The following is a 13,941-nucleotide window of genomic DNA, read 5'->3' as shown; positions in this document are numbered from 1 at the left end:
TGCATCTAGAGCACAAGCTGCGCGCCGCCGGTCTCGATGGCCTCGCGGTAGCTGCGCGGGATTTTCTTGTCGCTGACCACGCAATGGAAATCGCTCAAGGCACCGAAGTGCGCAGTGCGTACGGCGTCGAATTTGGAGTGATCGGCCAGCAGCAGGCTTTGCCGGGCCTGGCGCATGACCTTCTGCTTGACCTCAACCTCGTGGAGATTGAAGCAGGTGACACCGCAGTCCAGGCTGACCCCGGCCGCCGAGACAAAGGCCCAGGTCAGGCGCACGCCATCGAGGATGCTGGTTTCGGCATGGCTCTCGAACACCTGGTTCTTGCGGTGGAACATGCCGCCGCACAGGACGATGCTGCAGTTGGGTTTCTGCTGCAGCTTGAGCAGCACGTTGAGCGAGTTGCACACCGCGGTGAACTCCAGCTCGTCGGGGATGAAGTCGACCACGAAGGGGATCGTCGTGCCACAGTCGAAAAATACCGTATCGCCGGGCTGGATGAAGGTGGCGGCCAGCTTGCCGATGCGGCGCTTCTCCTCGACATGGCGGGTGCCCTGCTCGCTGACCCGGTAATCCCCCGGTTCAGGATCATCGTGGGCACGGGTGATGTAGCCGCCCAGCAGTCGTAACCGCTCGGGGTGCCGGCTGAGGTCGCGGCGCAAGGTCATTTCGGACACATCGAGCAGCGCCGCCATCTCCCGCAGATGGATCGCTTTCTGATCTTGCAGGGCCTGTTGAATCTGTTTGATGCGGTCGGTTTTCTTGACGTCCACGGGCATCCCGGCAATCCGTTGGTGGGGTCACTAGAGTAACACCAAGTGTTAATTTTATAACTTACGGGTATCCACCCAAGTATTTTTACCGATAACAGGAATCCCTTGATGAATTCACTCGAACCCTCTGCACTGGCCCAGGCCATCGATCACACCTTGTTGGCGGCGGATGCCAGCCGAGAGCAGATTGCCACGCTTTGCGCAGAAGCCCGGGAACACGGCTTCTACTCGGTGTGCGTGAACTCCAGCCAGGTGCCTTTTGCCGCCCGACAACTGGCCGGGTCTGCCGTGAAGGTCTGTGCGGTGGTGGGCTTTCCACTGGGCGCCGGGCTGAGTGCCAGCAAGGCGTCGGAAGCAGCCCTGACGATCGCCGCCGGGGCTCAGGAAATCGACATGGTGCTGAACATCGGCTGGCTCAAGGACGGTCTGTTCGATGAGGTCCGCGACGATATCGCCGCGGTGCTGCAAGCCTGTGGCAAGGTGCCGCTCAAGGTGATCCTGGAAACCTGCCTGCTCGATGAGGCGCAGAAGGTGCGCGCCTGCGAGATTTGCCGCGAGCTGGGCGTGGCATTCGTCAAGACCTCCACTGGCTTCAGCCGCAGCGGCGCGACGCTCGAGGATGTGGCGCTGATGCGCCGTGTGGTAGGCCCTGACATCGGCGTCAAGGCGTCTGGCGGGGTGCGTGACGTGGCGACGGCCAGAGCGATGATCGAAGCTGGCGCAACGCGCCTGGGCACCAGTTCCGGGATTGCGATCGTGACCGGCGCAGGTACGGGGGCGGGTTATTGAGTCTGCGGGCTTTGACACCAAAGCCCGCTGCACTTAGCTCAGGTCGATCACACCGGTCATGGCCGTGAAATGGCTTTGCTTGTGCTGGACCTTGTCGAGAATCTGCGCAGGGGTCGACTCGCGGAAGACCACCATGTGCCCGACGTCCTTGCCGCCCTCGGTCACGCGTTCGATATCGTTGATCATCCAGGTGGTCAGCTCTTCGGCAGTAATGCCCAGTTCGGCCGCTACTCGCTGGTGAAGGCGCTCGGCGTCGTATTGATTGAGTTGATCGCTGTTCATGGGGCTGGCTCCTTCAAGGGGGTTAAGTTCAGTCCCCGCGAGGGCTCCATAGTTCAGTCGCGTTCGAGCGGGCTGCGAATGCCCGGTCATAACTGCATGACGGCTCTCGCAGACGCTATCACTACTGCCTCACGCAACACCACTTTCAGAAAAGCCTATCTCCAGACTACGTGACGATTTAATCATGGCAGCACACTCATCACTGATGACAGGCTTACTAAAAAGATAACCCTGCATTTGATCGCAGCCATACGTCACGAGCAGTTCCAACTGGTCGACTGTTTCGACGCCTTCTGCAATGACGTTAAGACCCAATTCGTGCGCCAATACGATGACCGCCCTGGTGATCGCGGCGTCCTCATGATTGCTGGTTATATCCTTGATGAACGCCCTGTCGATTTTGAGGGCATCAAGAGGAAATCGCTTCAAGTAGGCCAGACTGGAATAGCCCGTGCCGAAATCATCGACCGAAAGGCTGATGCCATACGACTTTATATCTCGAAGTATTTCAACCGCCGATTCGGGATCGATCATCAGCATCGACTCGGTCAGTTCGAACTCTAAAAGAGCGGGGTTGATACCGTACGCTTCAACGATATGCTTGACGGTCTCAGCCAGGCCTTTTACCTGAAGCTGCCTGACGGACAGATTGATGGCGATCGGCACCAGCCTGATATGATTCTCTTCCCAGCGCTTCAGGGTTTCGCAGACTTTCCGGATGACCCACACGCCGACCGGAATGATCAGGCCCGTGTCCTCAAGAATAGGGATGAAATCAGCCGGAGAAACCATGCCTTGCTCAGGGTGATTCCAGCGCAATAAAGCCTCCAGACCACTTATCCTGCCATCGGTAAGGCTGACCTTGGGCTGAAAGTGCAGAATAAACTCATCGCGCTCGAGCGCGCCGCGCAACAGCGTTTCAGTTTGCAAGCGCCTGGTTAAACTTTCGTTCATCCTGGCGTTGTAAAACTTGAAATTATTACGGCCACTTTTCTTCGCCTGGTACATGGCGGTATCCGCATTCTTCAAGATCACACCAGTGTCACGCCCGTCAAACGGATAATTAGCGATGCCGACACTCGCCGAAACGAATATATCCTGGCCGCCAAGGTTGAACGGTTTCCCCAACGCCTCAACAACATGGGTCGCAAGCGATTTGATGAGGCTCTCGGAATAAACAGAGTGTGTGACGACGATCGAAAATTCATCGCCTCCCAGCCGCGCAACCACACTGTTCTCACCTATGCAGTCTTTCAAGCGTCGACCCGCCTGAATAAGCAATTGATCGCCCACTGAATGCCCCATGGTGTCATTCACGGCCTTGAATCTGTCCAAATCTATGAATATGACGCTTACTGCATCTGGCGCTGACGTTTTCCGACTGATTATCTCGCGCAGATAATTGCTGAGGAACCAGCGATTAGGCAGATGGGTGAGCGAATCATTTTCGGCCAGATAGGTGAGTTTTTTCTTTGCGTCATACCGTTCAAGCGCGGCGGCCAAGAGGTTGGCAAGTGTTTGAAGGTAGCTGACATCTTCACGTGTAAAGGGGTGGTCCGTGCTGGCATACACCCCAAGCACGCCCTTGAAAACCTCCGTGCAGGATATATCAACCTCCAGGCTACTTCTAATCGTGTAAGCGTCCACTGTTTCAGCAGGAAGCAGCGTGTAGCGATTATCAGGCGCATCAGAATTAATCACAAACCCCGCAGAAGGAGCAGTACCGTTCAGAAAATCATCATGATGACCGCTGCGGATTTCAAATCGGGTCAAGCCAACCCCCGCGTGGAGGATGGTCCCATGGCTCACTCGATCAACGACCAATAAAGCGGCCTTGCTCAATTTCAGTCCTTGCGCCGCAGTCAGTGCTGCCCGTTCACCTAGCACACTGACGTTTTCTTCTGTCAATGCCTGCTGGCCAAACAAGGCGATAAGGTTTTGCCTTCTGGAGTTATCCAGAATCGCCACTTCAAATTCTTTTCGATCTGTAATATCGATGTCGATGCAGATGTATTTTTCAACGCCGCCCAAGTCATCGAGAATAGGTATGACAGTGCGTTGATGCCAAGCCTCCTTACCGGTACGACCAGAAAGCCTCACCTCACCGTTCCACACCTTGTTTTCAGGTGCCCATAGCCACGGTTCGTTGGCTGAAGACATGCCGGTCCAGACTTCATCGATCGTCAACTCTAAAAGCTCGGCTCGCGAATGCTGTGAGCTGGTGACGAATCGCTCGTTAACGTAGGTGATACGTCCGGAGGCCGACACTTCGCAAACGATGGACACCTCATCCAGCGCATTTTTATGCTGCACCAAGGTATTCATCAACGATTCGATACGCAGGCCAAAGTGATTGCGCATACTCGCAGCAGTACGGTTTACGGCTTTTATAGCCTCCTGTATTTCCATGGGAGCATCAGCGACCAACATCGCTTCTGCTGCCACTGCGCCTGAAGCGATTTCTGCCTCATAAGAGTGAAGCTTGCCCAGGTGGGCAAGCGAACGCTTGATCATGAACCCCATTAGCATCAAGCTGATCAGCAAGAAAAATCCCGCAAAGAGTGTCGCCTGGATCACCAGACTGTAGAGTTCGGCAGCAATTCTCTCGGCGTTGAAAGACAGACGCATCACGCCGTAGTCTTTCCCGCCAATAGTGATCGGACGATTGACATCGAATAATCGTGCAGCGACTTCAGACTCTATCCACGCAGGTGCTCTGCCAAGTGGCGCACTGGCGGCCTCAAGGCGAATGACGCCACCCGACAGGTCAATAAACATGGCCGATTTGAACGGCGAGCGGGCCAGGGTTTTTTCGAGGGTTCTTTTGATGGTGTCGTAATCGCCGATGACGACACTTTCCTCTACCGCTTGCGCGGCAACCTCGATCAGCATGTTGGCGGTGTCTTGTATCTCTTCAATATGCTGAAGCAGCTGATTTTTATAAAACAGAACCAGACCCGTCGTCAGAAAGGTCAGTATCAGAATGGATAACATCGCCAGTATTCGCGACGTCAGTGATTTGGGCAGCAGGCTTTTAAAGAAATTCATTAACAGCCTCTCCAGCTAACGTTGAAATTATTTACTTAAGGTTTGCCGGCAAACTTTTATAAAAATCTCGATAGGAAGCATAATCCGCTTCCGTCGCAGGAATGAACGTAATCGGTGCCGGTGCATGGACGAGCTCGGTTGCCTCACGCAGAATCCTGCTACCGTCGGCGTCATGTTGCATATTCAGAAATGCGTTGGCGACCGCATCACGTTCTTTTTTAGAAACCCGCGGGGATGCCATCAGGGCTAAATCATTGAACGAGGCCGAACTCCACAGTACGCGGAACGACTTCCCTTCCCTCTCCGTGTAGCCGCTTACAAGCTGTGAGTTGGCCCCCATCGCTTGAGCCTTACCACTCAGGAGTTGGCTGAACGCACCGTCCATGTTTCCTGCAAACACCGTAGATGTATTGATGCCTTGCTTGACCAATTCCGAGCTGGTGACTTTATAAGCAATAAACGCTTCGGGTCCCGGGTAAACAACTTCTTTGCCCGCTAGCTCCGAAAGGCTATGAATTGGCGAGTCGACAGGCACCACGATTTGTCCTTCGAGGGCAGGCGCGTCACGGCGACCAAACACCGTCCAGCCCATCTTGTCGCGTTCGGGGCTAAATAGATGGTTGGTGAACGCGAAATCAACTTCTTGCGCGAGCACATAACTGGTTGTGTCCGAGGAGGTTCGCCCTAATTTCAGCGTGAGGTTCACGCCGCTTTTTTCGGACACGTACTTTATGATGGGATTCCAAAAACTGGCTGAAAGATTAAGATTGTATTGATTGACAGGCGAAAAATTGTACACTTTAAGCTCTTCAGAAGTCGCCACATTCGACAAGGCAACAGACAGGGCGATCATGATAGCTTTGCAGCTTAGGCGTAACTTCACTTGTTCACTCCACCTACATAAGAACTTATTAGCCAACGAGGATGAGCACTAACTTAAGCTCAGCCATCTCATATAATCGGCCGAGGCGCTTGAATCTTAAGTATCGACTGCATGAATAAATGTTAATCGGCCAGCCCACACACCTGCCGGCCCCGCCACAGGCAGCTGTCTGCCCAAAACAGTCGCTTAGTACAGTACAAACGGCTGACTTCACCCCGGCGAAGAAGAATAATTGAGATCTCTTGTCGGGCTGTCGATCCGCTCACCATTCCAGGGAAGCCAATGCTCATTTCACTCTTGTCAAATGGTCAGCCACACACGCCAGAGCGATTGGAACTGATCGCCCCCTGGTGGAGTTTTACGAAAACGGTCCTGGCTGCGACAGCCCTATCGTTGGTGCGTGACGGACTGATCGGATTGGACGCCCCCATTCCCGACCAGCCTTTCACCTTGCGCCAGCTACTGCGGCACGAGGCAGGCCTGGCTGATTACGGAGAACTTGCGCAGTATCACACCGCCGTTGCCAGCGGTGACCCCGCCTGGCCGGCAGATGAAATGATGCGACGTCTTGACGGTACTCGACTTCGATACAGTCCCGGAACCGGCTGGCGTTACTCGAATCTCGGCTACTTGTTCATCGGCAGGCTAATTGAACGGCTGACTGATCTGACGCTTGATGATGCGGTGATTCAACGTGCTCTTTCGCCTCTGGGCATCTCGAACGTGCGCTTTGCTAAAACACGAGCCGATTTACAAACGACCCATCAGGGAAGTACCTCGAATTATGACCCCGCCTGGGTTTACCACGGTTTGTTGATCGGCCCGATTTCGCAAGCAGCGCTCTTTCTGGATCGACTTCTCTGCGCAGACCTCCTCTCCACGGGCCTGCTCCAGGAAATGCAGACAGCACGAACACTGGGCGGCCCGATTCCCGGGCGCCCATGGATCACGCCGGGCTATGGCCTGGGCTTGATGCAAGGTTCGATTGACGGTGGGTATTCTCTATCCGGGCACACAGGCTGCGGGCCAGGCAGCGTCATTGCTGTCTACCGCATCTGCGACGGCGACGCATCGGCTTGCTGCGCTGCTTTTGAGGCGAATGCCAGTGAAGGTGCTATTGAAGCCATCGTTGTCGGGCAACTTATGCAACGTGTGCGGCAGGGGCTGAGGGCATCAAAGTCCGTTAGCCGTAGGCCTTATGGTTGGCCGGATGACCGCTTATGCGGTCACGCCTGTTGGCGACCATGCAATCGTCACAAACTGCTTACTTGATAATTCTTCTCTGTCACGTATCTGTCACTCGTCACTCCTATATTCCTCCGACACGCGTTACGAGGTGCCTGTACCGGCCTCGGACCCAACTTTCGCAGGGAATGCGCCCGATGTGCCCGGCCTACCGGCCTGGAGGAAATCAATCGTGGATGCGACGCTGACACCCCTGCTGCACCTTCAGCCATTGCCTGCCGGCAGCGCCTCGCGATTGCTGCGCCGAGGATGCGCGATAACGCTGGTGGTGGCGGTGCATATTTTGGCATTGAGCATGGTGACCGGGTCATCGACCCCTGCGCTTGCGCCGCAGGTGACTCGTACTATTTACGCCTCGGTTATCAATGAACCGACTCCGGCGCCAGCCGCAAGTGCCGCGCCCACGCCACCGCCTCCCGTTGCCCCGGTCGTACCGGCACCAGCGTCTGTGGCCGTTCAGCCGGTGGCCCGGCACAAGCCCGCGGCCAAACCGCAGGTGATGCAACGCCCCGTTGTGGCCGCCGCAACGTCTGCCCCCGCGACCATCAGCACTGCGGCTGCCGCACCGGTAGTTGCGCAAACTCCCGCACCACCGCCGCAGCCCAAGACCCTCACCCGTGGCGTCGAATACGTGCATGAACCACAACCCGACTATCCCGACAGTGCGCGTGAAGAGGGCCACGAGGGCACCGTGATCCTGCGGGTGCTGGTGGACGAGCACGGCAAGCCCGGCGCGGTGGACATCGTACGCTCCTCAGGCTTTGGCAACCTCGACGAGGCGGGCAGGACGGCTGTGCGCGGCGCACTGTTCAAGCCTCATCTGGAGGAGGGTCATGCGGTGTCGGTGTACGTGATCGTGCCGTTGCGATTCCAGCTCGACAGTTAGCACTCACGCAGGCGTAACCCACCATCTTTTATCGACGGGCCTCCCGGTCAGGGCAGTGCTCACCTCAAAGAAAGGAAATACATATGGACACCGGAACACTGGGTTTGAATGTTTTGTGGCAACAGGCCGACGTTGTCACCCGTGGCGTGGCCTTGACGTTGCTGGTGATGTCGATTGCGTCCTGGTACGTGATGGTCGACAAGCTGGTGCGCCTGGCACTGCATCGCCTGCGTTCACCGAAGTTGCTGGAGGCGTTCTGGAACGCACCGACGCTCAAGGATGGCGTGCAACAACTGGGACATCATAGTGCCTACGCCGAACTGACCCAGGCCGGCGTCAGCGCCGCACGCCAGCACCGTGATGCGCTGAATGGCGACATGCACCCGCCGGCCTTCAGCGAATGGCTGACCCGCGCCTTGCGCCAAGCCACCCTGACCGTGGGCGGACAGTTACAGGGCGGCATGGCGATTTTGGCCACCGTGGGTTCCAGCGCCCCGTTTGTCGGTTTGCTCGGCACCGTGTGGGGCATCTATCACGCCTTGATGAAGATCGGCCTGACCGGCGACGCGAGCATCGACAAGGTCGCAGGCCCCGTCGGCGAAACGCTGATCATGACCGCTCTGGGACTGGCCGTGGCCATTCCGGCCACCCTGGGCTACAACCTGCTGGTGCGCAGTAACAAGCAGACCCTCGCTGAACTGGGCAAGTTTGCCTTCGAACTGCACGACCTGCTGGTGATCGGCGCCCGTGCGACCCCTCGCGGCGGGCAGCCTGCGCGCAGCACGTTCAACGCCCAGGCGGAGTTCGTCTGATGGCCAGTGGATTGCTGGGCGAGGATGAACTGGAAGAGGACGGCTTTAACCCCGAGATCAACACCACGCCACTGGTGGACGTGATGCTGGTGCTGTTGGTGATCTTCATCATCACCGTGCCGGCCATCCAGCACACGGTGAAGATTGACCTGCCCAAGGCCGCCGCGCAGCAGGACAACAAACCGCCGCCGTCCGTGGATCTGGCACTGGACAACGAAGGCCACCTGCATTGGGACGACCGCGACATCGGCGACAGCGACTTGCCGGCACTGATCGCCGAGGCCGCCGCGCGTCAGCCGGTACCGGAGTTGCACCTGCGCGCCGAACGCAACACCCCGTATGAAAAGGTGGTGCAGGTAATGGCCGCGGCGCAGTCCGGTGGCCTGGACAAGATCGGCTTCGTGACCAAGGCCGTTACGCCTTAACAACCGCGCCGCCTTCCTCCAACCCCCTTGGCCGGCTGTTACAGCCGGCCACGGCGAAGTGCGCGCGACAGAAATCAACCAGGCCGTGAACGGCCGTTTTCGAAGGTGCAGTCATGTTTCGCAAATCCTCGTTGTATGTGCGTGCAGGTCTCGGTTTCGCAGCGTTCTCCCTGGCCTTGCCATCGTTTGCTGCCGATGTACCACCGGCCATCGACGACAGTACATTGGCCACGTTGCCTCAAGTCACGGTAAAGGCCACCAAGCGCAAGCCGGCGCTGCACCAGCAGACCAACAGCGGCGCCTTGGGCAGCCACGCGGTGATCGACACACCGTTTTCGTTCAAGAGCGTAGGCAGCGACGAAATCCAGGCCCGTCAGGCGGGCATCCTGTCTGAGGCTGTCAAGTATGATGCCTCGGTCACCTCCATCAGTTCGAGCTATGGCACCCACCCCGCCACACTGGCCGTGCGCGGCCTGCCCCTCGATGACCTGAACGGCTACAAAGTCGACGGCATGGCCAACATCAACCGCGGCGTGGAAATGCCTCTTGAGATGTTCGAGCGGGTCGATGTGCTTAAAGGCCTGTCGGGCTTCATGTATGGCTTCGGCAGCCCGGGCGGCATCGTCAACTACGTAACCAAGCGGCCTACCGACAAGACCACCCTCAGCGTTGATGCCGGCTACCAGTCCGACAACGTCTATAAGGAACATCTGGATGCCGGAGGGCGTCTGGATGACCCGCGTTTCGGCTACCGGGTCAACGTGGTGCACGAGGAAGGCGATGCCGCTTCGGGTGACGCCAAGGTCAACCGCACGGCAGTCGGCGTGGCTTTGAACGCGCAGCTCAGTGATGACTTGAGCGTTGACTTCGACACTCTGTACCAGAAACGCAATACCAGCGGTGGCACCGACATCATCGTCAACACCAAGAACGCCCTGCCCAGCCCTATTGACGGCAGCAAGCGCCTGTACAGCAATGGCTCCTACACCGATGTCGATTACAGCCTGTCGACCGTGAGCGCCACCTACAAGTTTTCTCCCGACTGGACCGGCAAGCTGGCCTACCGCTACTCCGATTCGACACGCCGTTATGTGAAGGACCAATACCAGATTTCCAGCGACGCCGGCGCGTACACCGACAAGGTGACGTCCGAGTACCACGCCTACGACTACAACGACACCATGGGCACCCTGGAAGGTAAATTCACCACGGGATGGTTCACTCACGATGTGGTACTGGGCGCCAGCTATTCCCAACTGAACTCGGACAAATCCGTGGTCACCCCGAAGACCACCGTGGGCAAGGGCAACCTGTACAACCCGACGATCTTCTCGGTGTACAACATCGACTACAGCGGCGGTACCTACGGTGACGGCAACGTCAAGGAAAGCGCGGTGTTCGCCAGCGACACCATCGGCCTGGGCGAACACTGGTCGTTGCTGGCTGGCCTGCGCAACGAAAACTACCGTGAGCAAACCCACGACTCCGCCACCTCCGCTGTGACGCCGTACAAGGCCCGGCCGGCCACCCCAACCGTTGCGTTGATGTACAAGCCGACCCAGGACGTGACGCTGTATGCCAGTTACGTCGAATCTCTGGAAAGCGGCGGCACCGCACCCAGCAGCGCAGTCAACTCCGACCAGACCCTGAGCCCGCTGCTCAGCAAGCAATACGAGGTGGGCGTGAAAGCCCAGCAGCGTAACTGGAGTGCCACCGCCGCAGCGTTTCGCATCGACCGTGGCGCCGAGTACACCAACGACGCCAACGTCTACGTGCAAAGCGGCACCATCCGCTATCAGGGCCTGGAGCTGAACGCCAGCGTCGATGCCACGCCGGACCTGACAGTGGAAGGTAGCGTCATGTCACTGGACTCGGCCTACCACGATGCGGGAGACGGTGTGGACGGAAACCGTGCAGCCGGTGCGGCGCACTATCAGGCCGCAACCCAGGTTACCTATCGTGTGCCCGTGGTGCCCGGGATGTTCCTGCACACCGGCGCCCAGCGTATCGGCGAAATGGCGGTGGATTCGGGCAACGTGCATACCCTCCCGGCCTACAGCCTGTTCGATGCAGGGGGCGGCTATCGTCTGCGTCTGGGCGATGGTCATGCGCTGACCCTGGGTGCCAACCTCACCAACCTGGCCAACAAAAAGTACTGGACCTACTATCAGGAAAACTACCTGCAACCAGGTTCGCCACGTACGTTAAGCCTCAATACCCGCTATGACTTCTAGGCCCGTGATGATGAAATCGACTTTGTTGAAGTATGCGGGGTTGGCGCTGGGCGTGTGCCTGGCGCTTCCATCGGTGGCCGCGCCTCTGGACACCACCGGCCTGCGCCTGGACAAGGTGGTACTGGTGATGCGCCACGGTATCCGCCCGGCTACCGACACCGCCAAGTTGCAACGCTGGTCGGCCAGGACCTGGCCAGCGTTTGGTGCCCGCGACGGTCAGTTGACCGAGCATGGCCGCGCTGCCACCGTGCTGCTGGGCCAATGGCAACGCCACACGCTGGATTCGCTCGGGCTGTTCAAGACGGGGCAGTGCCCGCAGGCGGGGGATGCCTACGTGTGGTCCAGCCCGGTAGCGCGAACCCAGGCCACCGGTGCAGCGCTGGTAGAGGGGATGTTCCCGGGCTGCAACATAGCAGTACACCATGGGCGTGAGAGTGAAGACCGGCTGTTCCACGGCGGCGAAAATGGCCTGGCACCGCTGGACCCGGCGCGCACCCAGGCGGCGATGCTGGCAGCCATGGGTGGCAGCGTCGACGCAGCTCGCGAGCGCTTTGCCGCGCCGTTGCTGGCCATGCAGCAATTGGTAGGCGTGCCGACGAACTGCGGGAAAAAGACCTGTGCCTTGAGCAAGCAACCCTGGGCGCTGAAAGAGAAGGCAGGCGTCACCAGGCTCAGCGGACCGTTGAGCGTGGGCGCGGCCATGAGCGAAACCTTCCGCATGCAATACGCCGAAGGCTTGCCACTGGACCAGGTGGCGTTTGGCGAAGGGCGCACCGCTGCAGACGTATCGCGCTTGATGGCCTTGCGTTCGGGCAAATACGCGCTGAGCAATCACGTACCTTACATCGCCCAGCGGGGTGCTTCGCAATTGCTCGGACAAATCCTCCTGGCTCTGCAACCGACATCCGTGGGCAGCCCGCCGGGTAGCAAATGGTTGGCGTACGTAGGCCACGACAGCAACATCGCGCAGTTGCGAACGCTGCTGGGTTTTGACTGGAAAATCGCCGAATACCCCGAGAATGACGCAGCACCAGGCGGCACTATCGTGTTTGAACGCTGGGCGAACGACCGCACGGGCGCGCAGTTTGTCAGCGTTGCCTATGTGGCGCAGAGCCTGGACCAGTTACGCAATTTGTCCGGTGAACCGCCGTATCAGGTGCAGTACCCGGGGTATGCAGGAGAGCAATTGATGCCAATGAACGGGTTTGTTGCCGACATGGAAAAGCGCATCGATCGGTCTGCGACTGAGGTACAGCACTACGACAACCCTTGAAACACCAGCTTTGGCCCAACAACAGTCAACAGCACCACCCAAAAACCGCCAATACCTGTCCACCCAACGCCCAACGAATCAAACAAAAAACCGCTCCTTCAACGGCACCAGCGCTGCCCCCAGAACCGCCGCGTCCCCATTCGTTTCGCTCAGCAATAACTGGGGCCGAGGCGGTGGGGAGTTGTAGCGATGGGTGCCCCAGAAGGTCGTCGCGGCGATCAGACGTTTTCCCAATTCGGGCGGTAATTGCCCGCCAAACACCACGGCCTGCGGATCGAACAGGCCCGCCAGTGCGTTGATCAGGCGATCCAGTGTGAGCTTGACGCGCGTCAGCCAGGTATCCACACCGGGCCAGTCGGGGTCGAAGCGCAGGCGTAGGTCTTCGATCGAGTCGACCTGCACGCCGTTCTGATGCAAGTCTTCCAGCAAGTAGCGCAAGGCCGGGCGGTTTATCGATTCTTCGTCGTTGTAGAGGGTGATCTCGCCTGCATTGCCGTGGCTGCCGAAATACGGTTTGCCGTTGATGACAACGCCTGCGCCGAAACCGAAGTTGAAGGACAGGTAGATGAAGTTGCTGGCCCAGGCGCCCACGCCGACCAGGCTTTCGCCGATGGCCGCGGTGGTGGCGTTGTTTTCCAGCCAGACCGGCATGCCGAAACGTTCTTCCAGCACCGGTTGCAGATCCATCAATGACCAGTCGCGCAGCGGTTCCGGTGCATTGATCTGGCGGTTTTCAAGAAAAAAGCCGGCAATCGCGAAGCCCATGCCGACGACGCGTTGCGCTTCAATGCCGTTGCGCTGAAGCATGCGTTCGATGGTCTTTTCCAGTGAATCCAGGGTGCTGTTGCGGCTTAACGGCGGCGTGCGCAGGGTGACCTGTTCCAGCACATTGCAGCCCAGGTCGGCGACGCAGACCACCGCCGAGTCGGTGTTGATCGATACACCGATGGCATACACCGCTTCATTGACCAGTTCGATGCGCGGGCTGGGCTGACCGCGGCCGTTCTTGACGCGCTCACCACTGCGCAGCAGGCCACGGCTGATCAGCTCTTCGATGAGCCGGTGCACTGACTGCTGAGCCAGGTCCATCTCGGTCGAAACCGTAGCACGGGTGATCGCACCTCGACGACGAAGGATGTCCAGCAACTTGCGTTCATTGAGGCTCAACGGTTGGTGCGAATCAAGTGGCGTGTCGAGGTCGAGAGGCATGGAGTCTTCAAATCAAATGAGATTAAAACAGTCGGCGTGTGGAGCAGTGTATCGCCCACCATCCATTGCACACTTCAATCATGAA

12 protein-coding genes are annotated in these 13,941 nt (G+C 58.3%); 7 read left to right on the top strand and 5 right to left on the bottom strand.

The annotated features are described in order from the left end of the window. Positions 1-5 precede the first annotated feature (5 nt). A complete protein-coding gene (gene deoR / locus QRN50_RS22455; RefSeq protein WP_003400381.1) occupies positions 6-776 on the bottom strand; it encodes a DNA-binding transcriptional repressor DeoR in 771 nt (256 codons plus the stop codon). Positions 777-878: 102 nt separating this feature from the next. On the opposite strand from deoR, the gene deoC reads away from it, so the two are divergent. After that, positions 879-1,559: a deoxyribose-phosphate aldolase gene (gene deoC / locus QRN50_RS22450; protein ID WP_096127161.1), complete on the top strand. Its 681-nt coding sequence runs from the start codon at positions 879-881 to the stop codon at positions 1,557-1,559. A 33-nt stretch (positions 1,560-1,592) separates the two neighbouring features. On the opposite strand, the gene QRN50_RS22445 is transcribed toward deoC, so the two are convergent. From QRN50_RS22445 to QRN50_RS22435, 3 genes are all read right to left on the bottom strand, one after another. After that, the gene (locus tag QRN50_RS22445; protein ID WP_003400385.1) at positions 1,593-1,841 is read right to left on the bottom strand and encodes a hypothetical protein; all 249 of its coding nucleotides are present in this window, start codon (positions 1,839-1,841) and stop codon (positions 1,593-1,595) included. Between the two features lie 129 nt (positions 1,842-1,970). After that, positions 1,971-4,889 carry a putative bifunctional diguanylate cyclase/phosphodiesterase gene (locus QRN50_RS22440; RefSeq protein WP_011269067.1) on the bottom strand — a complete coding sequence of 973 codons (2,919 nt, stop codon included), beginning with the start codon at positions 4,887-4,889 and terminating at the stop codon, positions 1,971-1,973. 31 nt (positions 4,890-4,920) lie between these two features. Continuing rightward, a complete protein-coding gene (locus QRN50_RS22435; protein WP_003400389.1) occupies positions 4,921-5,742 on the bottom strand; it encodes a phosphate/phosphite/phosphonate ABC transporter substrate-binding protein in 822 nt (273 codons plus the stop codon). 312 nt (positions 5,743-6,054) lie between these two features. Here QRN50_RS22435 and QRN50_RS22430 point away from each other — a divergent pair, with 312 nt between their 5' ends. From QRN50_RS22430 to QRN50_RS22405, 6 genes are all read left to right on the top strand, one after another. After that, positions 6,055-7,044, top strand: a complete 990-nt coding sequence (locus QRN50_RS22430; RefSeq protein WP_060405914.1) for a serine hydrolase domain-containing protein — start codon at positions 6,055-6,057, stop codon at positions 7,042-7,044. A 145-nt stretch (positions 7,045-7,189) separates the two neighbouring features. Beyond that, positions 7,190-7,903, top strand: coding sequence for an energy transducer TonB (locus QRN50_RS22425; protein ID WP_096127162.1), 714 nt, complete (start codon positions 7,190-7,192; stop codon positions 7,901-7,903). Positions 7,904-7,986: 83 nt separating this feature from the next. Then, complete coding sequence (locus tag QRN50_RS22420; RefSeq protein ID WP_011269071.1) at positions 7,987-8,715, top strand: MotA/TolQ/ExbB proton channel family protein; 729 nt, start codon at positions 7,987-7,989, stop codon at positions 8,713-8,715. After that, on the top strand, positions 8,715-9,140 hold the full coding sequence (locus QRN50_RS22415) for an ExbD/TolR family protein (protein ID WP_011269072.1): 426 nt from the start codon (positions 8,715-8,717) through the stop codon (positions 9,138-9,140). Before QRN50_RS22420 ends, QRN50_RS22415 begins: the two co-directional genes overlap by 1 nt. Before the next feature lie 113 nt (positions 9,141-9,253). Next, positions 9,254-11,374: a TonB-dependent receptor gene (locus QRN50_RS22410; protein WP_096127163.1), complete on the top strand. Its 2,121-nt coding sequence runs from the start codon at positions 9,254-9,256 to the stop codon at positions 11,372-11,374. Positions 11,375-11,381: 7 nt separating this feature from the next. After that, positions 11,382-12,647 carry a histidine-type phosphatase gene (locus tag QRN50_RS22405; RefSeq protein ID WP_192873902.1) on the top strand — a complete coding sequence of 422 codons (1,266 nt, stop codon included), beginning with the start codon at positions 11,382-11,384 and terminating at the stop codon, positions 12,645-12,647. A 78-nt stretch (positions 12,648-12,725) separates the two neighbouring features. On the opposite strand, the gene QRN50_RS22400 is transcribed toward QRN50_RS22405, so the two are convergent. After that, positions 12,726-13,856, bottom strand: a complete 1,131-nt coding sequence (locus QRN50_RS22400) for an ROK family transcriptional regulator (RefSeq protein ID WP_024642444.1) — start codon at positions 13,854-13,856, stop codon at positions 12,726-12,728. Positions 13,857-13,941: the final 85 nt, after the last annotated feature.

It is taken from the genome of Pseudomonas sp. MEJ108 (assembly GCF_030208985.1).
In the GTDB taxonomy this organism is placed as follows: domain Bacteria; phylum Pseudomonadota; class Gammaproteobacteria; order Pseudomonadales; family Pseudomonadaceae; genus Aquipseudomonas; species Aquipseudomonas fragariae.
The sequence above is the reverse complement of the archived record's forward strand: the minus strand, read 5'-3'. Positions and strand labels throughout refer to the sequence as shown.